A 22,163-nucleotide genomic window follows, 5' to 3' on the forward strand; every position below is an offset into this window, starting at 1 on the left:
TCCTTATGCCGGCGGCGGCGCTTCGGCGGCGTCGAGCGCGGCGGCCAGGCGATTCTCCTCGTTGTAGTAGCGGGCGCGCTCCCAGAATTTTGGCCGGCCGATGCCGGTCGAACGATGCCGGCCGATGATCTTGCCGTTGGCGTCTTCGCCGACGATGTCATACAGGAAGACGTCCTGCGTGATGATGGTGTCGCCTTCCATGCCCATCACCTCGGTGATGTGGGTGATGCGGCGGGAGCCGTCGCGCAGGCGCGCCGCCTGGATGATGACGTCGATCGAAGCGCAGATCATCTCTCGGATGGTGCGCGAGGGCAGCGCGAAGCCACCCATCGTGATCATGGATTCGCAGCGCGACAGCGCCTCGCGCGGGTTGTTGGCGTGCAGCGTGCCCATCGAGCCGTCGTGGCCGGTGTTCATCGCCTGCAACAGGTCGAACGCCTCCGGTCCGCGGACCTCGCCGACGATGATGCGCTCGGGGCGCATACGCAGGCAGTTGCGGACCAGTTCGCGCATCGTGACCTGGCCTTCGCCTTCGATGTTGGGCGGCCGGGTCTCCAGCCGGACCACATGCGGCTGCTGCAGTTGCAGCTCGGCGGCGTCCTCGCAGGTGATGATGCGCTCGTCGTGCTCGATATAGTTGGTCAGGCAGTTCAGCAGGGTGGTCTTGCCCGAACCGGTGCCGCCGGAAATCAAGACGTTGCAGCGGACGCGGCCGATGATCTGCAGGATGCTTGCGCCTTCCGGCGTGATCGCGCCGAACTTGACGAGCTGCTCCAGCGTCAGCTTGTCCTTCTTGAACTTACGAATGGTGAGCGCGGGCCCGTCGATCGCGAGCGGCGGCACGATGGCGTTGACGCGCGAACCGTCGGCGAGACGCGCGTCGCAGATCGGCGAAGACTCGTCGACGCGGCGGCCGACCTGGCTGACGATGCGCTGGCAGATGTTGAGAAGCTGCTGGTTGTCGCGGAAGCGGATGCCGGTGCGCTGGATCTTGCCGCCGACCTCGATGTAAACCGTGCCGGCGCCGTTGACCATGATGTCGGCGATGTCGTCGCGCGACAACAGCGGCTCGAGCGGACCGTAGCCGAGCACGTCGTTGCAGATGTCGTCGAGCAGGTCCTCCTGCTCGGCGATCGACATCACGATGTTCTTGATCGCGATGATCTCGTTGACGATGTCGCGAATTTCCTCGCGCGCGGAATCGCCGTCGAGCTTGGCGAGCTGGGCGAGATCGATCGCCTCGATCAGCGCGCCGAAGATGGTGGCCTTGACCTGGTAGTACGTGTCGGACCGGCGCGTGTCGACGGTCGGCGCCGGCGGCGGCTTGGGCGGGGCGATCGGGGGCGAAGGCGTGGTCGGAGGCGCCATCTCGCGCGCCGGCGCGGCTGCGGCCGACGGTTCCGGCGCGTGAGCAGCGGGCCTCAGTGCCCGCACTTCACGGTCATTTGCGCTACGCTTACCAAACACGACTCTACTCCAGAGCGGCTATTTCGCCCGCAGCTTCCCCAGCAGGGGCGACAGGAACGACCCTTTGGTTTTCTTGGTCTCGCCGCGGCCCGTCAGCCGCTGCGCGATTTGAAGGAACATCTCGATGGTGCGATGATTGGCGGAGATCTCCGCGATCATCTGGCCGTTATTGGCGGCCGAGCCGAAGATCTGCGGATCGAACGGAATCGTCGCGATCGGCTCGGCCTCGATCGCCTTGGCGAATTCGGCGGCGTTGATCTCGGGGCGCTTCGGCACGCCGACCTGGTTGAGGCAGTAGAGCGGCGCGCGGTCGTTCGGCCGCGAGGCCTTCAAGAGGTCGACCAGGTTCTTGGTGTTGCGAAGGTTGGCAAGGTCGGGGACTGCGACCACCAGGATGTCGTCGGCGGCGATCAGTGCCCGCTTGGTCCAGCCCGACCATTGGTGGGGGACGTCGAGCACGGTGCAGGGCATGGTGGTGCGAAGCGTGTCGAAGATCGCATCGAAGGCCTCGGCGCCGAAATCGTAGACGCGGTCGAGCGTGGCCGGCGCCGCCAGCAGGCTCAAGTGATCGGTGCATTTCGACAGCAGCCGGTCGATGAAGGCGGTGTCGACGCGGTCGGGCGAGAACACGGCCTCGGCGATTCCCTGCGGCGGATCCTGGTTGTAGTCGAGGCCGGCGGTGCCGAAGGCGAGATCGAGATCGGCGACGACGGAATCCAGCGCCAGGTCGCGCGCGATCGCCCAGGCGACGTTATGCGCCACCGTGGACGCGCCGACGCCGCCCTTGGCGCCGACCACGGCAAGGATGCGCCCGACCGCCTTGGCCTCCGGCGCCGAGAACAGGTTGCAGACCGAGCGCACCACGTCGATGGCGACAACAGGCGCGATCATGTAGTCGCTGACGCCGCGGCGGACCAACTCGCGATAGAGCGCGACATCGTTGAGGCGTCCGATCACGATCACGCGCGTGCCGGCGTCGCAGACCGCGGCAAGTTGGTCGAGACCGCCGAGGATGTCGCCATTGGCCGCGGTTTCCAGGATGATGACGTTTGGCGTCGGCGCCGAGCGATAGGCCTCGATGGCGGCGGCCATGCCGCCCATCTGGATCTTCAGATGCGCCTTGGCGAGCCTGCGGTCCTCGCCGGCCGACTGCACCGCGGCGGCGGTCTCCACCGTGTCGCAGAATGCCTGCACCGACACCCGCGGCGCCGGCGCGATATGCTCCTCCGTCGGCGGCGGGACGTCAGGCTGGGCGTCGGAATTCTGGCGCGCGTAGCTGATCATTTGCCCACATCGCTCAGCTTGGCCTTGTCGGCCTCGGGATAGGTCGTCGTCGTCGAGGTGCCCTTCCGGTATTTCGCGAAGGCGATGTCACGCCGCTCGGTGTATGGCGGCGTCTCCGCGCGCGGTTGCACGAGGTCACTCGGATTGTCGACCATGGCGGCGAGGTTGCGCTGGTAGGCACAGCCGAAATTGTAATAGGGCTTGTTGTCGAAATAGCTCTTGTTGTTGATCGACGGTCCAAGGTCCTCCGGCCAGGTGCCGCACGGGCCGGCCACCGCCGAGATCCGCGCATAGTTGATCCTGATGGCCGCGAAATGGCGCGGATCCTCGGGATGATACTGGCGCACGGCGACCGCGCGCGGCGGCACGCCGGCGGCGGCGAAGGTCGCCTGGATCTCACGCAGGGAATCGGCGGCGGCGCGCGCATTCGGCGTGCCGACCGGTGTGTCGATGCTGATCGCGCCCGTGCCTTCGCGCAGCCAGGTCTGCGCCAGCCCCATCACGTCGGCGCGCTGTTCGGCGGTGAGGCCGCCGCGGCCGCTGCCGGCGAACACCACGATGGAGCGGTCGGCTTCCTGGACTGCGATCGGATGGCGCAGGCGATAATCGTCGGGATAGCTCGCGAGCGGCGAATCATCCGTGTGCCGACAGGCACCGAGCGCCACGGCAATGCCGATCAGTGCCCCGAGACGGGCGAGGGCGCGGCTGCGATCGGCGGAACGTTTGGATGTCAGCTTGGGTGTCATCGTCCCGCCTCAGTCGGTAATGAAGCCGTAGGTGCCGCGGTAATTTCGCCCCGGCTCGGTACGGCCCGGCACGCCATAGATGCGGTTGATGCTGCCGAGGAAGTCGGCCTGCGGGTCCGAGGCGTTGGCAAAGCCGTCATCCGGTCGCGACAGGTCCTTCTGCGCCACCGCGCGCACGACATAGGGGGTCACCAGCACCATCAACTCGGTCTGGTTGTTGACGAAGTCGCGGCTGCGGAACAGCGTGCCGAGGATCGGCAGTTGGGCAAGACCCGGAAAGCCGTTGATGGCCTGCTTGGTCTGCTCCTGGATCAGGCCGGCCATCGCCATCGCGCCGCCGGAGGGGATTTCCAGGGTCGTTTCCGCGCGGCGGGTCTTGATTGAGGGAATGGTCAGCGTGTTCACCTGATTGGCGGTGACGGATTGCGAGAGCGTGATCGAATTGTCGTTCGACAGTTCGGACACTTCGGTCATCACCCGCAGGCTGATGCGGCCTTCGGTCAGCACGACCGGAGTGAAGTTCAAGGAGATGCCGAATTTCTTGAACTGGATCTGCGTGATACAGACATGGGTGACGGGGTCGCAGGAGTAGCCTGCGGGGATCGGGAATTCGCCGCCGGCGATGAAGGTGGCCGACTCGCCGGAAATGGCCGTCAGGTTCGGCTCGGCCAGCGTTCGCACCACGCCCGCGCTTTCCATCGCGCGCAGCGTTGCCGATACCGAGGGGCTGGCGCCGAACGCGGTTGTCGCCGTGTTGTTGGGCAGCAGCGGGCGACCAAAGGCGGTGAAGGGGTTGTCGTTCCTGAAACTCACCACCGCGGTGCCGTAGTTCAGGTTGGCGGTGAGGTCGATGCCGAGCTGCTTGATGATGTTGCGCGCGACCTCGGCGACGGTGACCTTGAGCATCACCTGGTCGCGGCCGCGGACCACGATCGAATTGACTACCTTTTCAGCGCCGCCGGCAAGCCGCGCGGCGAGATCGCCGGCCTGCTGCGCCTCGATCGGGCTCGAGGCCGTGCCGGTCAGCACCACGCCGTCGCCGACGCCGTCGATCTGGATGTCGGCATGCGGCAGCGCCTGGCGGAGCGCCGCGCGTACCCCATTGAGGTCGCGTTTAACGGCGATGTCATAGGCGGCGATCTGCGCGCCGGCAGAATCGAAGAACACGATGTTGGTCTGGCCGACCGCGGCGCCGATGATGTAGGCGCGCTGCGAGGAGCGGATCACGGCATTGGCGATCTTGGGATCGGCCACCAGCACGTCCTTGATGTCGCGCGGCAGGTCGATCACGACCGATTTGCCGACCCCGAGCGACAGGAAGCGCGCACTGGCTTGGCCGTCGGCCGCGGGCGGCGCCGCGACGCGGTAATCGCTCGCCACCACCGGCGTCAGGGCCGGGTTCAGTGTGAAGGCGACAGCGGCCGAAAACGACAGGGCGCGAACGACGAAAGCCCGCATCATCGATCGATTCCCCCAGCCCTTCATTCCCTGCGCCCTTTCGCTCACTTCTGTACCGTTTGCGGGCTGGCGATGCCGTACCGGATGACGTTGATGCTTTGGCCGCGCCGGCGTGTTTGATTGTCGGCGTTGGCCTCGACGATATTGACGTCGGCGATGCTGCGCAGCGCCAGCGTCAGCGTGCCGCTCTGGCGCGCACGCGCCAGCGTTTCCGCCTGTTCGGGCTTGAGCTCGAGCGTCACGGTCTTGCCGATCAGCGCGCTGGTACCGTCCTTCTCCTTCGGCGCCTGGTCGATCGCGAGCACGCGGACATTGCTCAGGATGATCTCCGAATTGACGATGTCTGCGCCCTGGCCGTCCGGGTTCTTCTCGCGCCGGGAGAGAATGACGTCGACCCGGTCGTTCGGCAGGATGAAGCCGCCGGCAGCGGTCTCCGGCGAGATTTCGGTCGAAATCGCGCGCATGCCGGACGGCAGGATCGCGGCCATGAAGCCGCTGCCATCGGCCTTCACCAGCTTCTGCTCGCGGATCGGCTCGCCGGCGATGAAGGGGGCGCGGGCAATCGAGCCGATGACGTCCTTCATGGCGTCGGCCTTGCCGTCGCGCCGCATATACGAGCCGCTCGCGCTCGAGGCTGGCCAGGTCTGCCACTGCAAATCGTCGGCCTTGACCGACTGGCCGAGGCCGATGTCAGACTTCGCGACGAGGATGTCGATGGTTGGCAGTTGCGCCGCGGGCTGGGATTTGGGAGCGGGCTGGTTATTGCTTCCGCTCGCCAGATACAGGGCCGCGAGGCCGGCAACGCCGGCGATAGCCAAGACCACAATGCGTGCGGTGTTCATTACGCTTCACTTTCCACAGGACGACGCGACGGTTCCGCCGCCGTGATCGGCAGTTGACCAGCTATTCGTCAAAGCATGGTTAATGAGGCGTATCTAAATCGCCTTAACGGGCAGTTACTTCCGCCCTTTCAACGCATTACGAAATGCGCGAAGTCGACCGCCTTCATCCACCCGGTCTCGGGATAGATCACGAGCGCGCCAAGCGCGAGCGCGATGCCGTAGGGAATGCCGGTCTCCTTGGCATGCAGCCGCAGCAGCCAGGCCTGGCCCAGCAGCGGGTAGGGCAGCGGCCATCGTCGGAACTGGAGCAGCAGCAGCGTCAGCGCGCCGCCGAACACGGACGCATAGAGCAGATAGGGCAGGAGATGATCGAAGCCGAACCAGAGCGCAGCGCCGGCTGCAACCTTGGCGTCCCCGCCGCCAATCCAGCCGAACGCAAAGCAGGCAAATCCAGCCGCGAGCACGGCGGCGCCGGCACCGGCATGCGAAAGCACCTCATAGAGCCCCATGCCGCTCGCAAACGCGAGCACGACGAAGCCCGCCACGAGCGCCAGCGACACACGGTTTGAAATCGTCATGCTGACAAGGTCGCTTGCAGCCGCGAACGCCATCAGTGCGGGAAACAGCAGCAGGCGAAGAATGTCGAGGATCATGTGATTACGCGAGCCCGAGCGGTCAGGATGAGTGGCGCCTCGAATCTAGCCGCGAGAGATGAATAATCGGCGAAGGCCGGCACGTCACCAGACTGCCGCAATGCGCCAGGCGAGCGTGACAACTGCCAGTGCCAGGGCGACGCAGACGATCTGTGCGGATGCGTCGTTCAGATGACCGGCGCGAAAGGAGGCCTTTGTCGCCGCAAGTCGTGGAACGGTTGATCTACGCATATTTTCGCGGTTCAACTCGACGAATAAGACAAAGGCCCCGGATCGCCGGGGCCTTTGTGCCGAAAAGAGCCGATTACTTCAGCCCGTTGTCCACTTGGACCAACTTGGCGTTGAGATCGGTGCCGATGACTCGAAGGGTGCCAATGATCACGACGGCAATGAGGGCGGCGATCAGGCCGTATTCGATGGCGGTCGCGCCGGATTCGTCCTTAATGAAACGCGAAACGAGGTTCTTCATAGATTGCTCCTGGTGTGCACGTGGCTGGTCGAACTTAGCGTTTTGGTCTCCCCGGCGTTCTCAGCACCGTGACCATGCACGCGAACCTAGGGGTGCGACAATTGCGCAGCAGTTAATTCGATTGCAGAAAGATCGTACCAAATTTGACAGTTCCGACGCAGAGTCAACGCGGGCTTAAGACAATCGATAAAATGCACATATCTTGGGTTCGATGAGAGACTCGATCGTGCTCCTCTATGGCGCGCCACGCCAAGAATGCAGCGATCGCGTCCGTGCCGCCTCGCGATTGATCCTCACCGGGCAGGCGTCTCTGGAAATGAATGCGGATGAAATTGCGGAAGCGCTTTTTGCACTTCGTTCATGAATTGTTGTCAGTTTAGCTCTGTCGGGTGTCGCTTCCGCTGCGTATCGCGGTTGCCGACTTGTCAATGCCCCGGGGTAGAGTATGTCGTTCAAGTCAGAGCGTGTCCGCACGTTGGCGGGTCTTGCCTTCAGCCTTCTCGCAGCCGCCGCCACGGCATGGCCTTCCGCAAGCTTTGCCGCGGCCGATCCTGATCGGATCGAGGTCAATGTCGACCAGGCCAAGCTCGTCAAGCTCCCGACCGGCATCGCCACCATCGTGGTCGGCAACCCCATGATCGCCGATGTGACGCTGCAGACCGGCGGCGTCGTGGTCGTCACGGGCAAGGGCTACGGCGCCACCAATTTCATCGCGATGGACCGCAACGGCGAGATCCTGGTCGACCGCCAGATCCAGGTCCAGGGCCCGAGCGACCAGCTCGTCACCGTCTATCGCGGCATCGAGCGGGAATCCTATAGCTGCATGCCGATCTGCCAGCGCCGCGTGACGCTCGGCGACGGCGAGAACTACTTCAAGTCCACGATCGATCAGGCCGGCTCGCTCAGCACCCAGGCAAGCGGGCAGGGCGGGACCGCCCCCAAACCGTCGTCCCCCAACTAACGAAACCTGCAGAGGCCGTCGGCGGCGGCCTTGCGCTGTCCGCCCATGCTTAACGCCGGCCTAACGGAACGGGTCGTGCTGTCGCGATCCGACGAAACATTTCGACAATCTGTTTCAGATAATCGTTGCGGCACCACCCCGCTACGAGACTCCTCCGATGCCACAGCCTCCAGGCTCTTTCCGGAAATTGTTGCGCCGGTTTCGCCGCGATCGTCGCGGCGTAACCGCCGTCGAATTCGCCCTCGTCGCTCCGGTGTTCTTCGTGTTGTTGTTTGCGATCATCGAGACGGCGCTGATATTCTTCGCCGGCCAGGTGCTCGAGACGATCACCCAGGATTCCGCGCGCTTGGTCCTGACCGGACAGGCGCAAAGCGGCTCGCTCAGTCCGCAGGACTTCAAGAATGCGGTCTGCGCCCACAAGCTCAGTTTCATGTTCGACTGCAAGGGCATCTATGTCGACGTTCGTAGTTACCCGCAGGTCAACGTGATCAAAATCCCTAACCAGATCGGTTCGGGCGGCGCCTTCATCGATGATATGAAATACTGTCCTGGCCAAGACGGCAATTTCGTCGTGGCCAGGTTGTTCTATCAGTGGCCCGTCATCGTCACCAAGATGCTCAACTTTGGAGACGTGCTCGGCTACGACCCCTCCAATCTGAATGGCAGCAAACGCCTGTTGTCGGCAATCGCGGTCTTCAGGAACGAGCCCTTCCTCAATGGCGGGACGACATGCTCATGAGCGAAACGATGAAAATGAGGTTTCTCTCATCGATCTGGCACGTGCGCCGCCAGGTCCGCAATCTCGTCAACGATTGCCGCGGCGTGGCAGCGACCGAGTTCGCGCTGATCGTGCCCATCATGCTGGTGCTGGTCTTCGGAACGGTCGAGGTCAGCTCCTTCGTCGCCATCCAGCGCAAGCTGGCGCTGGTGGCGCGCGCGGCATCCGACCTGACGTCGCAATCGCTGAACAGCGTCACCACCACGGACATGCAGAATGTCTTCGCCCTGAGCGGAGCAATCCTGTTGCCTTATTCCTTGACACCGCTGACCGCGACCGTCTCGGAAGTATTCATCGACAACAACGGCATCGCGAAGATCCAGTGGAGCCAGTCGGCCACCGTCACAATGAGCGGCTCGCCGACAGCCGCGCTTCAGAATTCGCCGCACAAGCCGAATGATACGGTACCGGTTCCGCCGGGGTTATTGATACCGAATACCTGGCTGATCTGGAGCGAGGTCAGTTACAAATACAAGTCGCTAACTGGTTACGTGCTCAAGACCGAGATTCCATGGCAAGACCAAGCCTACACCCGGCCGAGACAGTCGCCCTGCGTCGACTATCCGCCGCCCACCAAGCCAAGCAGTAGCTGCACGCCGGTTTCTTAAAGCGAAAAGCCGCGCGGTCGGCGCGGCTTCTCTTTGTTCAGTGTTCTTGATGCGTATGGGCGCTGCGGACGCAGGCCCGTCGTCGGTCAGCCCGCCGAACGCAGATTGTCGGCGGCGGATTTGCCGGACCGACGGTCAGACACGATCTCGTAGGAGATCTTCTGGCCTTCGCGCAGCGTGCCCAAGCCAGCGCGCTCGACAGCGCTGATGTGTACGAACACGTCGTTGCCGCCGTCATCGGGCTGAATGAAGCCGTAGCCCTTGGTTGCGTTAAACCACTTCACGGTTCCCATGCTCACGGGATAGTCCCTTCTCAGATAGACAAGTCAAAGCCCGCTTGTGGCAGGCTGGTGGATCGAATTTTGGAAGGGTCGTCAGCGCCGAACCGGGATACCGGTGGATGGCTAATGTCGTCCGGCCGAAAATCGATTAACCCGATATTATGCGAAAAACGGGCCTAAAACAATCCTGACGTGCGCGGATTTCGTTCGAACGTGGAAACCGCAGGGATCGCGCAAGACGTCGGGGCGTCGTGCGCGATTCCGGACGGCTTTGGGGCACGTCAGCGGCGGCGGAACTGGCCGCCCCGTGGCGGCTGGCCGCGTGGCGGGCCGCCGGGCGAACTCGGGCGTTCATCCTTGTGACGGAAAATCAGCCGCCCCTTCTCGAGGTCGTAGGGCGACATTTCAATCGTAACCCGGTCGCCGGCCAGCGTCTTGATGCGGTTCTTCTTCATCTTGCCGGCCGTGTAGGCGACAATCTCGTGTCCGGTATCGAGTTGCACGCGATAGCGTGCGTCGGGGAGGATTTCGGTCACCAACCCCTCGAACTGGATCAGCTCTTCCTTAGCCATGTGGTTCTCCAGAATCGATAGACGGCTAGTGCTGCGTTTGGTTGTTGCGGTTGGGCTGCGGTTTCGCCCGGCTTTCGCGGTGCAAGAAGGCGACGCCTTGAATGCCGCCCTGCTTACCCTCGCTCTTGCCGATCTGCGGCGGACGTGGCGACTCGCCCCGGTTCGCCTGTGGCGCGCCATTCTTACCACCTCGACGGCGGCGGCGGCGAGGGCCTTTTGCTGCCTGAGGTGATTCATTTCCTCTGGTCTGATGGGGGCGCTGCGCCGATCGTCCAGCCGCCCGATGTGGGGCGGCGGGAGCAGGCGCCTGCTCGCGACTGCCCGGTGTACGGCGATCTTCGCGCGGCAGCGCCACCCGGATCAGCCGTTCGATGTCGCGCAAGTATCCCATCTCCTCTGCGCCCGCGATCAGCGAGATTGCAACGCCGTCGGCGCCGGCGCGTGCGGTGCGGCCGATGCGGTGCACATAGGTCTCCGGCACGTTGGGCAGGTCGTAATTGACGACATGGCTGATGCCGTCGACGTCGATGCCGCGCGCGGCGATGTCGGTCGCGACCAAGGTGCGGATTTCGCCGGAACGAAATGCCGCCAGCGTGCGCTCGCGGTGATTCTGCGACTTGTTGCCGTGTATAGCGTTAGCCGCGATGCCGGCCTTCTCCAGCCCCTTCACCACCTTGTCGGCACCGTGCTTGGTGCGGGTGAACACCAGCGCGCGGTTGACCGGTTCCTGCTTCAGCAGTTGCGCCAGTATGGCGGGCTTGGCGGTGAAATCGACCTGGATGATGCGCTGCGTGACGCGCTCGGCGGTCGAGGACACCGGTGTTACCGCCACGCGGGCCGGATCACGCAGCATCGCTTCGGCGAGCGCGGCGATATCCTTCGGCATCGTCGCCGAGAAGAACAGCGTCTGTCGCTTCTGCGGCAGCTTGGCGACGATCTTCCTGATGTCGTTGATGAAGCCCATGTCGAGCATGCGGTCGGCTTCATCGAGCACCAGGAACTCGACCTGGTTGAGCTTCAGGCCGTTGCTCTGCACGAGGTCGAGCAGGCGGCCGGGGGTGGCCACCATGACTTCAACTCCCTGCATCACCGAGCGGACCTGCCGGCCCATCGGCACGCCGCCGATCGCGAGCGCGGAAGAGAGGCGGATGTGGCGGCCATAGGCATTGAAGCTGTCGAGGATCTGCCCCGACAATTCGCGAGTCGGCGAGAGCACCAGCACGCGGCACGACTTCGGTTGCACCTTGGTGCGGTTCTCCAGCAGCCGGTTGAGGATCGGCAGCGCAAAGGAAGCGGTCTTGCCAGTGCCGGTTTGCGCAATGCCGATCACATCGCGGCCTTCGAGCGCGAGCGGAATGGTCTGGGCCTGGATCGGAGTGGGGGTGACGTAGTTCTCTTCCCGAAGCGCGCGGGCGATGGGATCGGCAAGGCCGAAATCCTGAAAGGAGGTCAAAAGGGAGGTCTTTCCATCAAAACGTCATGCGCGCCGGCCATGTCGGCCGGGCGCGTGAGGGCATCAGTGATACCCGCGTGTTTGGGGCATCGGTGCTGTTGGCTGATCAAAGGCAAGCCAAAAGCCGCCGAGGCTGGTTGGAACCAAGGCGGCCTAGAACACGCAAGCTTGCGCCGACCCGGCGATTCGCGCGGGTCATGGCAGTCATATGGAACATGAACGCGGCACTTTCAAGGTAAACTCTCCTCGGATTGGGTCGGCCTCGGGAGCGAAGTTGCTATTGCAGGGGCGAGTCCGATGTCGCGACAGCGTCACAATTGGCTGCCGGAAATTTAGCCAGCTCGGTTTAATTGCTCAAAAAATGAACTGATTGCCGCTTTGGCATACATTTTTGTCGCCCAATAATTGGGCTGTCGTTCTCTGCATTCTTCCTGAAACGCCAAATTGCGGTGCGCCAGCAGTGGCTTAAGCGGTGCCTCGACCGTGGCATGGTTCTTGCGATTCCTTTTGTCGCAGGCGGCCGTGGGGCCGTTCGCATGCGTTCACGCCTGCGTCAGGGAGATGACATTTCATGATCACACAGCTTACTCACGATATAGCAAGGCTGAGCCGCCGCGGCTGGCTCGCTGCCGCCGCGGGCCTGGTTTTGGGCTTGGGGTCGTCGCCATTTTCTCCGGCCAAAGCGGCCGACGACACCATCAAGATCGGCATCCTGCATTCACTCTCCGGCACCATGGCCATCAGCGAGACCACGCTGAAGGATACGATTCTCTTCCTGATCGACGAGCAGAACAAGAAAGGCGGCGTGCTCGGCAAGAAGCTCGAAGCTGTCGTCGTCGATCCCGCATCGAACTGGCCGCTGTTCGCGGAAAAGGCGCGCGAGCTCATCACCAAGGACAAGGTCGCGGTCGTGTTCGGCTGCTGGACCTCGGTGTCGCGCAAATCCGTGCTCCCGGTGTTCAAGGAGCTGAACAACATCCTGTTCTACCCCGTGCAGTATGAGGGCGAAGAGTCCGAGCGCAACGTGTTCTACACCGGCGCCGCTCCGAACCAGCAGGCGATCCCCGCGGTCGACTACCTGATGAAGGACGAGAAGGTGAAGCGCTGGGTGCTGGCGGGCACCGACTACGTCTATCCGCGCACCACCAACAAGATCCTGGAAGCCTACTTGAAGTCGAAGGGCGTCAAGCAGGAAGACATCATGATCAATTACACGCCGTTCGGTCATAGCGACTGGCAGACGATCGTGGCCGACATCAAGAAGTTCGGCTCGGCCGGCAAGAAGACGGCGGTGGTCTCCACCATCAACGGCGACGCCAACGTTCCCTTCTACAAGGAGCTCGGCAACCAGGGCATCAAGGCGACCGACATCCCGGTGGTCGCGTTCTCGGTCGGTGAGGAAGAACTCGCCGGCATCGACACCAAGCCGCTGGTCGGCCATCTCGCCGCCTGGAACTACTTCGAGTCGATCAAGACGCCCGCCAACGAGAAGTTCATCAAGGACTGGCAGGCCTACACCAAGAATCCGAAGCGCGTGACCAACGACCCGATGGAAGCGCACTACATCGGCTTCAACATGTGGGTGAAGGCGGTCGAGAAGGTGAAGTCGACCGATCCGGACAAGGTGATCGACGCGCTGCCCGGCATCGAAGCGCCGAACCTGACTGGCGGCGTCTCCAAGATGCTGCCGAACCACCACATCACCAAGCCGGTGTTCATCGGCGAGATCAAGGGCAACGGCCAGTTCGACGTGGTGTGGAAGACTCCCGGCCTCGTCGCGGGCGATGCCTGGTCGAAGGAGCTCGAAGGCTCCAGGGACCTGATCGGCGACTGGGTCGGCAAGAAGTGCGGCAACTGGAACACCAAGACCAACAAGTGCGGCGGTCAGGGCTCCTGATCTGATCCGTTCATTCAACAACCTTCCAAGAGACTGGAGAAGGCGGCGGTGTTCGTCGCCTTCTCCTCACCACTCCTGCCGGGGTCGTCACGTGTTTGGCTATTTTCTTGAGCGTTTTCGCGCGCTCGTTCTTTCAGTCCTGCTGATTGCTTGCTTCGCGCTGCCCGCCTTCGCGGGCCCGTTCGAGGATGCGGTCGCCAAGTTCGCCAATGACGAATTTTCCGATACCGCGGAAGCGATCGAGGCGGTCGCAAGCTCGGGCAATCCGCTCGCCTTCCCGATCATCTCGGCGCTCCAGGAGGAGCGGCTGTCGGCCGATCCCGAGAGCAAGAAAGTCTTCATCACGCAGGCAGACGGCAAGATCATCGATGCCGCCACCGGCGCTGTGGTCGACAAGCTGCCGGACAATGCGGCGTCCGTCCGTCTCAACAACCGCCTGCGCCGCACGGTCGAGGCCGCGCTTGGCAGCCTGACGCTGCTCTCGCCCGACCCGGCGAAGCGCGTCGCTGCCGCGCAATCCGTCTTCAAGAGCCATGACGAGAACGCGCTTCCCGTGGTGGAGGGCGCGCTTGCGAAGGAGACCGACAAGGCGGCCAAGCAGGCGTTCACCGAGGCCCGTGCAGCGATCATCCTGTTCAAGTCTGACGCCTCCGATAACGACAAGCTCGATGCTGTCGCGGTCATCAAGGCCCGCGGCGACCAGGAAGCGCTGGCGCTACTCACCAGCGCCGGCTCCGACCAGCCGCCGCTGGTGGCGCAGGCCATCACCGGCGCGATCTCCTCGATCCAGAGCAATCTTGCGATGTGGTCGGCGGTGCAGAACGCCTGGTATGGTCTCTCGCTTGGCTCGGTGCTGCTGCTGGCCGCAATCGGGCTTGCCATCACCTTCGGCGTGATGGGCGTCATCAACATGGCGCATGGGGAGATGGTGATGATAGGCGCCTACACCACCTTCGTGGTGCAGGAGGTGATTCGCACGCGTTACCCCGGCCTGTTCGACTATTCACTCCTGATCGCCGTGCCGCTGGCCTTCCTGGTCGCGGGCGGGATTGGCGTTGCGATCGAGCGCAGCATCATCCGCTTCCTCTACGGCCGTCCGCTGGAAACGCTGCTGGCGACATGGGGCCTGTCGCTGGTGCTGCAGCAGGCGGTGCGCACAATGTTCGGTCCGACCAACCGCGAGGTCGGCAACCCCTCCTGGATGAGCGGCGCCTTCGAGCTCGGCCAGATCACCATCACCTATAACCGGCTCTGGATCCTCTGCTTCACGCTGGCGGTGTTCGTGATCCTGCTCGCGATGCTGCGCTACACCGCGCTCGGGCTCGAGATGCGCGCGGTGACCCAGAACCGCCGCATGGCCGCCTCGATGGGCATTGCCACCTCGCGCGTCGACGCGCTGACCTTCGGCCTCGGTTCGGGGATTGCCGGCATCGCCGGTGTCGCACTGTCGCAGATCGACAATGTCAGCCCCAATCTCGGCCAGAGCTACATCATCGACAGTTTCATGGTCGTCGTGTTCGGCGGCGTCGGCAATCTCTGGGGCACGCTGGTCGGCGCCTTCACGTTGGGGATCGCCAACAAGTTCCTGGAGCCGGTCGCCGGTGCCGTGCTCGGCAAGATCGCCATACTGGTTCTGATCATCCTGTTCATCCAGAAGCGGCCGCGCGGCCTGTTCGCGCTGAAAGGGCGGGCGGTGGAAGCATGAGCGCGCATATCCTCACCCGCTCGCTGGACCGCGCCGCGACCGCCTTCATCCTGATCGTCGCGGCCGTCGGCATCCTGGTCCCGTTGTCGAACCTGTTGCTGCCGCAGGGCTCGTTCCTGCAGGTGCCGACCTATCTGGTCGCGCTGTGGGGCAAATATGTTTGCTACGCCATCCTCGCGCTCTCCATCGATTTGATCTGGGGCTATTGCGGCATCCTCTCGCTCGGCCACGGCGCCTTCTTCGCGCTCGGCGGCTACGCCATGGGCATGTATCTGATGCGCCAGATCGGCAGCCGCGGTGTTTATGGCAACCCGATCCTGCCTGATTTCATGGTGTTCCTGAACTGGGACAAGCTGCCCTGGTACTGGTACGGCTTCGACATGTTCCCCTTCGCGGCGCTGATGGTGCTGCTGGTGCCGGGCCTGCTCGCCTTCTGCTTCGGCTGGCTCGCCTTCCGCTCCCGCGTCACCGGGGTCTATCTCTCGATCATCACCCAGGCGATGACCTATGCGCTGCTGCTTGCCTTCTTCCGCAACGATTTCGGCTTCGGCGGCAACAACGGCCTGACCGACTTCAAGGACATCCTGGGCTTCAACGTCCAGGCCGACGGCACCCGCGCCGCTTTGTTCGCGCTGAGCTGCCTGGCGCTGATCATCGGCTTTTTGATCTGCCGGGCGATCGTGACCTCGAAGCTCGGCAAGGTCTTGATCGCAGTGCGCGATGCCGAAAGCCGCACCCGCTTCCTCGGCTATCGCGTCGAATCCTACAAGCTGTTCGTGTTCACGCTGTCGGCCTGCATGGCCGGCGTTGCGGGCGCGCTTTATGTGCCGCAGGTCGGCATCATCAATCCGAGCGAATTCGCGCCGGGCAATTCAATTGAGGCGGTGATCTGGGTCGCGGTCGGCGGCCGCGGCACGCTGGTCGGCGCTGCGCTTGGCGCCGTCGTCGTCAACTATGCCAAGACGTTCTTCACCTCAGGGCCACTCGCGCCGTACTGGCTGTTCATGCTGGGCGCGCTGTTCATCCTGGTGACGCTGCTGCTGCCGAAGGGCATCGTCGGCACCTTCAATTCCTGGTGGGAGCCATGGAGGGCGCAGCGCGTCGCGGCCGTGGAAAGCGCCGCGCGCGAGGACGGCATCAGCGAACCCAATTCGGCGGAGCAGGCGCAATGAACGTGATGGATACCCGTGCCACGTCCGCGATGCTCTATCTCGATGGCGTGCACGTTTCCTTCGACGGTTTCCACGCCATCAACAACCTCTCGCTCGCGCTCGAGCCCGGCGAGATGCGCGCCATCATCGGCCCGAACGGCGCCGGCAAGACCACGATGATGGACATCATCACCGGCAAGACCAAGCCGGATGAAGGCACCGTGCTGTTCGACGGGGTCACCGACCTGACCCGGCTGGACGAGACCCGCATCGCCGAGCTCGGTATCGGCCGCAAATTCCAGAAGCCGACGGTGTTCGAAAGCCAGACCGTGCAGGACAATCTCCTGCTCGCGCTCAATGTCGACCACAGCGTGCGCGGCACGCTGTTCTGGCGCGAGAGCAGGGCCGAGACCGAGCGCATCCAGAAAGTGCTGGAGACCATCCGTCTGACCGACGCGCGCAACCGTCTCGCCGGCAGCCTGTCGCACGGCCAGAAACAGTGGCTGGAGATCGGCATGCTGCTGGCGCAGGATCCGAAGCTGCTATTGGTCGACGAGCCCGTTGCCGGAATGACCGATGTCGAGACTCACCAGACCGCGGAGCTGCTCAAGGAGATCAACAAGGACCATACCATCATGGTGGTCGAGCACGACATGACCTTCGTGCGCGAGCTCGGCGTCAAGGTGACCTGCCTGCATGAAGGCACGGTGCTGGCGGAGGGGAGCATCGACCAGGTGTCGTCGAACGAGCGGGTTGTCGAAGTGTATCTGGGTAGGTAAGCGATGTTGAAGGTCGAGAACATCAACCTTTTCTATGGCGCAGCGCAGGCGCTACGCGGCGTCTCGCTGTCGGCCGAACCCGGCAAGGTCACCTGCGTGCTCGGGCGCAACGGCGTCGGCAAGACCTCGCTGCTTCGCGCGATGGTCGGCCAATATCCGATCGCGTCGGGCTCTATCGAGTTCGACGGCAGCGACATCACCGGTTTGAGGCCGTATGAGCGCGCGCGGCGCGGCATCGGCTTCGTGCCGCAGGGCCGCGAGATCTTTCCGCTGCTGACGGTGGAGGAAAATCTCAAGACCGGCTTCGGTCCGCTCAAGCGCGAGAACCGCTTCATCCCGGACGACGTGTTCTCGCTGTTTCCGGTGCTGCAATCGATGCTCGGCCGCCGCGGCGGCGACCTCTCCGGCGGCCAGCAACAGCAACTGGCGATCGGCCGCGCGCTGGTGATGCGGCCGAAACTGTTGCTTTTGGACGAGCCGACCGAGGGCATCCAACCCTCGATCATCAAGGACATCGGCCGCGCCATCTCCTATTTGCGCAATCTCGGCAACATCGCGATCGTGCTGGTCGAGCAATATCTCGATTTCGCCTGCGAGCTCGGCGACTCCTTTGCGGTGATGGACCGTGGCGCGGTGAAATATGCCTGCGACCGCTCCAATCTCGATCCCGCTGAAATCTCCCGCCAAATGGCGCTATAAGGGACGCAACCGGCCAACGGGGGGACGGATGCACACCGAGAATGCACGCGCTGATGCAGCGACCTTTGCGGCCAACCGTGCTCGCGGCGCGGTGCGGTTCGGTGTGCATCTGCAGGATGGTGTTACCCGCCGCGGCGACTTGCACGAATCCGGCTCGCTGCGGGTGCGTTTTCCGTCGCCGGAGGGCGAGGGGCTGTCGGCGGTGTTCGTCAATACCGCTGGCGGGGTTGCCGGCGGTGATCGCTTTGACATCGATATCGCTGCTGGTGAGGGCGCGCGGCTGACGCTGACGACAGCCGCCGCCGAGAAAGTCTATCGTGCGGCCGGACCCGCCGCCCAGCTCAATATCGCGCTGAGAGCCGCAACCGGTTCGCATCTGTCCTGGCTGCCGCAGGAGACCATCCTGTTCGACCGCGCCCGGATTTCGCGGCGGATCGATATCGACCTCTCGGAGGGCGCGTCGCTGCTGCTGTGTGAAATCGTGGTGTTCGGCCGCTCGGCCATGGGCGAGACCATGCGCCATGGCGAATTCGTCGACCGCTGGCGGATGCGCCGCGGTGGCAGATTGGTGTTTGCCGAGACCATCCGGCTCGACGGCCATATCGGTGAAAAGCTCGCCCTATCAGCTGTCGCCAATGGCGGCGTCGCGATCGGCACTGCGCTGATCGTGCCCGGAGATGAGGCGGTCGTGGAGCGTATACGCGAGGCGCAGGATTCCTTCCGTGGTGAAGTCGGCGTCTCCTGCTGGAATGGGTTTGCAATGGCGCGCTTCTGTGCCCAAGATGCGATGAGGCTGCGCGCCGACATGATGACGGTGCTCGGCCGCGCCTCCGCCGTCCCGCTGCCGAGGCTGTGGCTCAACTAATCATTCGAAAACCATCAGAGTGCCCGCATGAATTTGTCTCCCCGCGAAAAGGACAAGCTCCTGGTCTCGATGGCCGCCATGGTGGCGCGCCGCAGGCTCGAGCGCGGCGTCAAGCTGAACCATCCCGAGGCCATCGCCCTGATCACCGACTTCATCGTCGAAGGGGCGCGCGACGGCCGCACCGTCGCCGACCTGATGCAGGCCGGCGCACAGGTCCTGACCCGGGCGCAGGTGATGGAGGGAATTGCCGAGATGATCCACGACATCCAGGTGGAGGCGACGTTCCCGGACGGGACGAAGCTCGTCACCGTGCACGAGCCGATCCGGTGAGGAGCGCAAGTCCATCAACGTTGTCATGCCCGGGCTCGACCCGGGCATCCACGCCTTTGGGCTGAGTGGTGAGACGTGGATGGCCGGGTTAAGCCCGGCCATGACGCAGCAGAGCGATACGAGGTAGCACACATGATTCCCGGCGAACTCTTCATCCAGGACGGCGAGATCGAGCTCAATGCCGGCCGCAAGACCGTGACGCTCACCGTCGCCAACACCGGTGACCGCCCGATCCAGGTCGGCTCGCACTACCATTTCTTCGAGACCAACCCGGCCCTCAAATTCGACCGCAAGAAAGCCCGCGGCATGCGCCTCGACATCGCCGCCGGCACCGCGGTCCGCTTTGAACCGGGCCAGACCCGCGACGTCCAGCTCGTCGCCCTCGCAGGCAAACGCGTCATCCACGGCTTCCGCGGCGAGGTGAAGGGCAAGCTGTGATCCTTGGCGCCATGTTCGCTGTCGCCCGGCCGTCCCCTCTTTCGCAAGGCAGGAACGGAGTGCGCGGTGGCGCGGTTGAGGCAAAAAGGAGTTTTTCGCCATGCCGCAGCCAATCCGCCTCATCTCCGAAGCCGCCGAGTTCGCCGCGCATCGCCACACGGGCATGGCCCGCAAGGGTCGTGGCAATGAACCCTATATCAATCACCTCGCCGAGGTCGCGAACCTGCTCGCAACAGCGACCGATGGCGCCGACGCCGAACTGGTGGCGGCCGGCTGGCTGCACGACACGGTCGAGGACACCGACGCCACGCGCGAGGAACTGGCGGCAAAATTTAGCGAGCGCGTCGCCGCGCTCGTGGTCGAGGTGACCGACGACATGACGTTGTCGAAGACCCAGCGCCGGCAAAAGCAGATTGAGGACGCCCCGCACAAATCGCCCGGCGCCAAGATGATCAAGATCGCGGACAAGATCAGCAACACGCGCGCCCGAATCGGGCCGAACCTGAGCGAAGACGAGCGCGAAGATCTCGCCGCCTATGTCATATGGGCCGAGAAAGTCGTCGCCGGATGTCGGGGCGTCAACCCGATGCTCGATGCCAAATTTGATGAAGCCGCCAAAACCGCGAAAAGCGCGTTTTGAAGGCAAGTGAAGTAGGGGGGCTTACAGTGTCCGTGAAGATCAAACGTTCCGTCTATGCCGACATGTTCGGGCCCACCACCGGCGATCGTGTGCGACTCGCCGATACCGATCTCATCATCGAGGTAGAGAAGGACTTCACCACCTATGGCGAGGAGGTGAAGTTCGGCGGCGGCAAGGTGATCCGCGACGGCATGGGGCAGTCGCAGGTCACGAGCGCGCAAGGGGCGGCGGATACCGTCATCACCAATGCGCTGATCGTCGACCATTGGGGCATCGTCAAGGCCGACGTCGCGATCAAGGAAGGCATGATCTCCGCGATCGGCAAGGCCGGCAATCCCGATATCCAGCCCAATGTGGACATCATCATCGGCCCCGGCACCGACGTGATCGCGGGCGAGGGCAAGATCCTCACCGCAGGCGGTTTCGACAGCCACATCCATTTCATCTGTCCGCAGCAGATCGAGCACGCGCTGATGAGCGGCGTCACCTCGATGCTGGGCGGCGGCACCGGCCCTTCGCACGGCACCTTTGCGACGACCTGCACGCCGGGGCCATGGCACATGGGCCGGATGATCCAGTCTTTCGACGCCTTCCCGGTCAATCTCGGCATTTCCGGCAAGGGCAACGCATCGCGGCCGGCGGCGCTGGTCGAGATGATCAAGGGCGGCGCCTGCGCGCTGAAGCTGCATGAGGACTGGGGCACGACGCCGGCGGCGATCGACAACTGTCTTGCGGTCGCTGACGATCACGATATCCAGGTGATGATCCACACCGACACGCTCAACGAATCCGGCTTCGTCGAGGATACGGTGAAGGCGTTCAAGGGTCGCACCATCCACGCCTTCCACACCGAGGGCGCCGGCGGCGGTCACGCCCCTGACATCATCAAGATCGCCGGGCTGAAGAACGTGCTGCCGTCCTCGACCAACCCGACGCGCCCGTTTACGCGCAACACCATCGACGAGCATCTGGACATGCTGATGGTGTGCCACCACCTCGATCCCTCGATCGCCGAAGATCTCGCCTTTGCCGAAAGCCGCATCCGCAAGGAGACGATCGCGGCGGAAGATATCCTGCACGATCTCGGCGCGCTCTCGATGATGTCCTCGGATTCGCAGGCCATGGGCCGGCTCGGCGAGGTCATCATCCGCACCTGGCAGACCGCGGACAAGATGAAGAAGCAGCGCGGATCGCTGCCGCAGGAGAAGGGCAACAACGACAATTTCCGCGTCAAGCGCTACATCGCCAAATACACCATCAACCCCGCGATCGCGCACGGCGTCTCCAAGCTGATCGGCTCGGTCGAGAAAGGCAAGCTCGCCGACCTCGTGCTGTGGTCGCCGGCGTTCTTCGGCGCCAAGCCGGACCTGATCATCAAGGGCGGCTCGATCGTGGCGGCGCCGATGGGCGACCCCAACGCCTCGATCCCGACCCCGCAGCCGGTGCACTACCAGCCGATGTTTGCGGCGTACGGAAAATCGCTCACCGCATCCTCGGTGGTCTTCACGTCCAAGGCGGCGGTCGCCGGCGGGCTGGCGCGCAAGCTTGGTATCGGCAAGAAGCTCTATGCGGTCCAGAACACGCGCGGCAAGATCTCCAAGAAGAGCATGATCCACAATGACGCCACGCCCAGGATCGAGGTCGATCCGGAGACCTATGAGGTGCGCGCCGACGGCGAGCTTCTGACCTGCGCGCCCGCCGAGGTGCTGCCGCTGGCGCAGCGCTATTTCATGTTCTAAAACCTCTCCGGCAAATACGCCCAGAAACCAAAGCCGGGAGGAAATTCCGTGATCTACGTCGTCGCCACACTGACCATTAAGCCTGAAACGCGCGCCGAATTCATTGCGGCCGCCACCGCCTGCATCAAGGAGACGCGGAAGGAGCCCGGCAATATCGCCTATGATCTGCACGAGAGCGTCACCGATCCGACCAAGATGGTGTTCGTCGAGCAGTGGGAGAATGCCGAGGCGCTGGTGCCGCACCGCACCGCCGATCACATGAAGACCTTTGGCCGCGTCGCCGTGAAGTGCTTCTCGGCCCCGCCGAAGATCGAAGTGATCACGCCTGAGAAGGTCGAAGTCCGCTAA

24 protein-coding genes are annotated in these 22,163 nt (G+C 63.6%); 14 read left to right on the forward strand and 10 right to left on the reverse strand.

What is annotated here, in order from left to right; translation table 11 throughout:
• Positions 1 to 3: 3 nt before the first annotated feature.
• From ACZXDY_RS17570 to ACZXDY_RS17600, 7 genes are all read right to left on the reverse strand, one after another.
• Positions 4 to 1,467, reverse strand: a complete 1,464-nt coding sequence (locus ACZXDY_RS17570) for a CpaF family protein (protein WP_464346367.1) — start codon at positions 1,465 to 1,467, stop codon at positions 4 to 6.
• 18 nt (positions 1,468 to 1,485) lie between these two features.
• On the reverse strand, positions 1,486 to 2,751 hold the full coding sequence (locus ACZXDY_RS17575; protein ID WP_208824117.1) for an AAA family ATPase: 1,266 nt from the start codon (positions 2,749 to 2,751) through the stop codon (positions 1,486 to 1,488).
• On the reverse strand, positions 2,748 to 3,497 hold the full coding sequence (locus tag ACZXDY_RS17580) for a CpaD family pilus assembly protein (protein ID WP_208824115.1): 750 nt from the start codon (positions 3,495 to 3,497) through the stop codon (positions 2,748 to 2,750). The genes ACZXDY_RS17575 and ACZXDY_RS17580 overlap by 4 nt, the downstream gene beginning before the upstream one ends.
• Positions 3,498 to 3,506: 9 nt before the next feature.
• Complete coding sequence (locus tag ACZXDY_RS17585) at positions 3,507 to 4,958, reverse strand: type II and III secretion system protein family protein (protein WP_433994518.1); 1,452 nt, start codon at positions 4,956 to 4,958, stop codon at positions 3,507 to 3,509.
• Positions 4,959 to 4,999: 41 nt separating this feature from the next.
• Positions 5,000 to 5,797 carry a Flp pilus assembly protein CpaB gene (gene cpaB, locus ACZXDY_RS17590; protein ID WP_028165105.1) on the reverse strand — a complete coding sequence of 266 codons (798 nt, stop codon included), beginning with the start codon at positions 5,795 to 5,797 and terminating at the stop codon, positions 5,000 to 5,002.
• 128 nt (positions 5,798 to 5,925) lie between these two features.
• The gene (locus ACZXDY_RS17595) at positions 5,926 to 6,450 is read right to left on the reverse strand and encodes an A24 family peptidase (protein ID WP_464346368.1); all 525 of its coding nucleotides are present in this window, start codon (positions 6,448 to 6,450) and stop codon (positions 5,926 to 5,928) included.
• Between the two features lie 304 nt (positions 6,451 to 6,754).
• Positions 6,755 to 6,919: a Flp family type IVb pilin gene (locus ACZXDY_RS17600; protein WP_063623388.1), complete on the reverse strand. Its 165-nt coding sequence runs from the start codon at positions 6,917 to 6,919 to the stop codon at positions 6,755 to 6,757.
• 445 nt (positions 6,920 to 7,364) lie between these two features.
• On the opposite strand from ACZXDY_RS17600, the gene ACZXDY_RS17605 reads away from it, so the two are divergent.
• From ACZXDY_RS17605 to ACZXDY_RS17615, 3 genes are all read left to right on the forward strand, one after another.
• Positions 7,365 to 7,880: a pilus assembly protein N-terminal domain-containing protein gene (locus ACZXDY_RS17605; protein WP_464346369.1), complete on the forward strand. Its 516-nt coding sequence runs from the start codon at positions 7,365 to 7,367 to the stop codon at positions 7,878 to 7,880.
• 157 nt (positions 7,881 to 8,037) lie between these two features.
• Positions 8,038 to 8,619, forward strand: coding sequence for a TadE/TadG family type IV pilus assembly protein (locus ACZXDY_RS17610; protein ID WP_028165108.1), 582 nt, complete (start codon positions 8,038 to 8,040; stop codon positions 8,617 to 8,619).
• 8 nt (positions 8,620 to 8,627) lie between these two features.
• Complete coding sequence (locus ACZXDY_RS17615) at positions 8,628 to 9,266, forward strand: TadE/TadG family type IV pilus assembly protein (protein ID WP_464346370.1); 639 nt, start codon at positions 8,628 to 8,630, stop codon at positions 9,264 to 9,266.
• An 86-nt stretch (positions 9,267 to 9,352) separates the two neighbouring features.
• Here the strand turns inward: ACZXDY_RS17615 and ACZXDY_RS17620 are convergent, their stop codons facing one another.
• The 3 genes from ACZXDY_RS17620 to ACZXDY_RS17630 all read right to left on the reverse strand — a co-directional run bounded on the left by ACZXDY_RS17620 (position 9,353) and on the right by ACZXDY_RS17630 (position 11,572).
• Complete coding sequence (locus ACZXDY_RS17620) at positions 9,353 to 9,565, reverse strand: cold-shock protein (protein ID WP_028165110.1); 213 nt, start codon at positions 9,563 to 9,565, stop codon at positions 9,353 to 9,355.
• 263 nt (positions 9,566 to 9,828) lie between these two features.
• Positions 9,829 to 10,119, reverse strand: coding sequence for a translation initiation factor IF-1 (gene infA / locus ACZXDY_RS17625; RefSeq protein ID WP_027579226.1), 291 nt, complete (start codon positions 10,117 to 10,119; stop codon positions 9,829 to 9,831).
• A gap of 25 nt (positions 10,120 to 10,144) precedes the next feature.
• Positions 10,145 to 11,572 carry a DEAD/DEAH box helicase gene (locus ACZXDY_RS17630; RefSeq protein ID WP_464346371.1) on the reverse strand — a complete coding sequence of 476 codons (1,428 nt, stop codon included), beginning with the start codon at positions 11,570 to 11,572 and terminating at the stop codon, positions 10,145 to 10,147.
• A 571-nt stretch (positions 11,573 to 12,143) separates the two neighbouring features.
• Here ACZXDY_RS17630 and urtA point away from each other — a divergent pair.
• From urtA to ACZXDY_RS17685, 11 genes are all read left to right on the forward strand, one after another.
• The gene (gene urtA / locus ACZXDY_RS17635; protein ID WP_464346372.1) at positions 12,144 to 13,469 is read left to right on the forward strand and encodes an urea ABC transporter substrate-binding protein; all 1,326 of its coding nucleotides are present in this window, start codon (positions 12,144 to 12,146) and stop codon (positions 13,467 to 13,469) included.
• A gap of 91 nt (positions 13,470 to 13,560) precedes the next feature.
• Positions 13,561 to 15,174, forward strand: coding sequence for an urea ABC transporter permease subunit UrtB (gene urtB, locus ACZXDY_RS17640; RefSeq protein WP_455996907.1), 1,614 nt, complete (start codon positions 13,561 to 13,563; stop codon positions 15,172 to 15,174).
• Complete coding sequence (gene urtC, locus ACZXDY_RS17645; RefSeq protein WP_130228568.1) at positions 15,171 to 16,346, forward strand: urea ABC transporter permease subunit UrtC; 1,176 nt, start codon at positions 15,171 to 15,173, stop codon at positions 16,344 to 16,346. The genes urtB and urtC overlap by 4 nt, the downstream gene beginning before the upstream one ends.
• A complete protein-coding gene (urtD, locus tag ACZXDY_RS17650; RefSeq protein WP_028165115.1) occupies positions 16,343 to 17,104 on the forward strand; it encodes an urea ABC transporter ATP-binding protein UrtD in 762 nt (253 codons plus the stop codon). The genes urtC and urtD overlap by 4 nt, the downstream gene beginning before the upstream one ends.
• Positions 17,105 to 17,107: 3 nt before the next feature.
• The gene (gene urtE, locus ACZXDY_RS17655; RefSeq protein WP_028165116.1) at positions 17,108 to 17,803 is read left to right on the forward strand and encodes an urea ABC transporter ATP-binding subunit UrtE; all 696 of its coding nucleotides are present in this window, start codon (positions 17,108 to 17,110) and stop codon (positions 17,801 to 17,803) included.
• 28 nt (positions 17,804 to 17,831) lie between these two features.
• On the forward strand, positions 17,832 to 18,668 hold the full coding sequence (locus tag ACZXDY_RS17660) for an urease accessory protein UreD (protein WP_028165117.1): 837 nt from the start codon (positions 17,832 to 17,834) through the stop codon (positions 18,666 to 18,668).
• A 27-nt stretch (positions 18,669 to 18,695) separates the two neighbouring features.
• Entirely contained in the window at positions 18,696 to 18,998 is a 303-nt protein-coding gene (locus ACZXDY_RS17665; RefSeq protein ID WP_028165118.1) for an urease subunit gamma, read from the forward strand.
• A 132-nt stretch (positions 18,999 to 19,130) separates the two neighbouring features.
• Positions 19,131 to 19,436, forward strand: a complete 306-nt coding sequence (locus tag ACZXDY_RS17670; protein ID WP_028165119.1) for an urease subunit beta — start codon at positions 19,131 to 19,133, stop codon at positions 19,434 to 19,436.
• Positions 19,437 to 19,536: 100 nt separating this feature from the next.
• Positions 19,537 to 20,076, forward strand: a complete 540-nt coding sequence (locus tag ACZXDY_RS17675) for an HD domain-containing protein (protein ID WP_028165120.1) — start codon at positions 19,537 to 19,539, stop codon at positions 20,074 to 20,076.
• A 26-nt stretch (positions 20,077 to 20,102) separates the two neighbouring features.
• Positions 20,103 to 21,815, forward strand: coding sequence for an urease subunit alpha (gene ureC / locus ACZXDY_RS17680; RefSeq protein WP_208824085.1), 1,713 nt, complete (start codon positions 20,103 to 20,105; stop codon positions 21,813 to 21,815).
• A gap of 48 nt (positions 21,816 to 21,863) precedes the next feature.
• Positions 21,864 to 22,163 (forward strand): putative quinol monooxygenase, encoded by a 300-nt coding sequence (locus ACZXDY_RS17685; RefSeq protein ID WP_028165122.1) that lies wholly within the window; start codon positions 21,864 to 21,866, stop codon positions 22,161 to 22,163.

The organism is Bradyrhizobium sp. LeoB3 (genome assembly GCF_055456055.1).

What these genes read in the sequence shown, in the direction of transcription:
- ACZXDY_RS17575 (WP_208824117.1), bottom strand. Translation starts at nt 2,751, where the DNA reads ATGATCAGCTACGCGCGCCAGAATTCCGACGCCCAGCCTGACGTCCCG.
- ACZXDY_RS17580 (WP_208824115.1), bottom strand. Translation starts at nt 3,497, where the DNA reads ATGACACCCAAGCTGACATCCAAACGTTCCGCCGATCGCAGCCGCGCC.
- ACZXDY_RS17585 (WP_433994518.1), bottom strand. Translation starts at nt 4,958, where the DNA reads ATGATGCGGGCTTTCGTCGTTCGCGCCCTGTCGTTTTCGGCCGCTGTC.
- cpaB (WP_028165105.1), bottom strand. Translation starts at nt 5,797, where the DNA reads ATGAACACCGCACGCATTGTGGTCTTGGCTATCGCCGGCGTTGCCGGC.
- ACZXDY_RS17595 (WP_464346368.1), bottom strand. Translation starts at nt 6,450, where the DNA reads ATGATCCTCGACATTCTTCGCCTGCTGCTGTTTCCCGCACTGATGGCG.
- ACZXDY_RS17600 (WP_063623388.1), bottom strand. Translation starts at nt 6,919, where the DNA reads ATGAAGAACCTCGTTTCGCGTTTCATTAAGGACGAATCCGGCGCGACC.
- ACZXDY_RS17605 (WP_464346369.1), top strand. Translation starts at nt 7,365, where the DNA reads ATGTCGTTCAAGTCAGAGCGTGTCCGCACGTTGGCGGGTCTTGCCTTC.
- ACZXDY_RS17610 (WP_028165108.1), top strand. Translation starts at nt 8,038, where the DNA reads ATGCCACAGCCTCCAGGCTCTTTCCGGAAATTGTTGCGCCGGTTTCGC.
- ACZXDY_RS17615 (WP_464346370.1), top strand. Translation starts at nt 8,628, where the DNA reads ATGAAAATGAGGTTTCTCTCATCGATCTGGCACGTGCGCCGCCAGGTC.
- infA (WP_027579226.1), bottom strand. Translation starts at nt 10,119, where the DNA reads ATGGCTAAGGAAGAGCTGATCCAGTTCGAGGGGTTGGTGACCGAAATC.
- urtA (WP_464346372.1), top strand. Translation starts at nt 12,144, where the DNA reads ATGATCACACAGCTTACTCACGATATAGCAAGGCTGAGCCGCCGCGGC.
- urtC (WP_130228568.1), top strand. Translation starts at nt 15,171, where the DNA reads ATGAGCGCGCATATCCTCACCCGCTCGCTGGACCGCGCCGCGACCGCC.
- urtD (WP_028165115.1), top strand. Translation starts at nt 16,343, where the DNA reads ATGAACGTGATGGATACCCGTGCCACGTCCGCGATGCTCTATCTCGAT.
- urtE (WP_028165116.1), top strand. Translation starts at nt 17,108, where the DNA reads ATGTTGAAGGTCGAGAACATCAACCTTTTCTATGGCGCAGCGCAGGCG.
- ACZXDY_RS17660 (WP_028165117.1), top strand. Translation starts at nt 17,832, where the DNA reads ATGCACACCGAGAATGCACGCGCTGATGCAGCGACCTTTGCGGCCAAC.
- ACZXDY_RS17665 (WP_028165118.1), top strand. Translation starts at nt 18,696, where the DNA reads ATGAATTTGTCTCCCCGCGAAAAGGACAAGCTCCTGGTCTCGATGGCC.
- ACZXDY_RS17670 (WP_028165119.1), top strand. Translation starts at nt 19,131, where the DNA reads ATGATTCCCGGCGAACTCTTCATCCAGGACGGCGAGATCGAGCTCAAT.
- ACZXDY_RS17675 (WP_028165120.1), top strand. Translation starts at nt 19,537, where the DNA reads ATGCCGCAGCCAATCCGCCTCATCTCCGAAGCCGCCGAGTTCGCCGCG.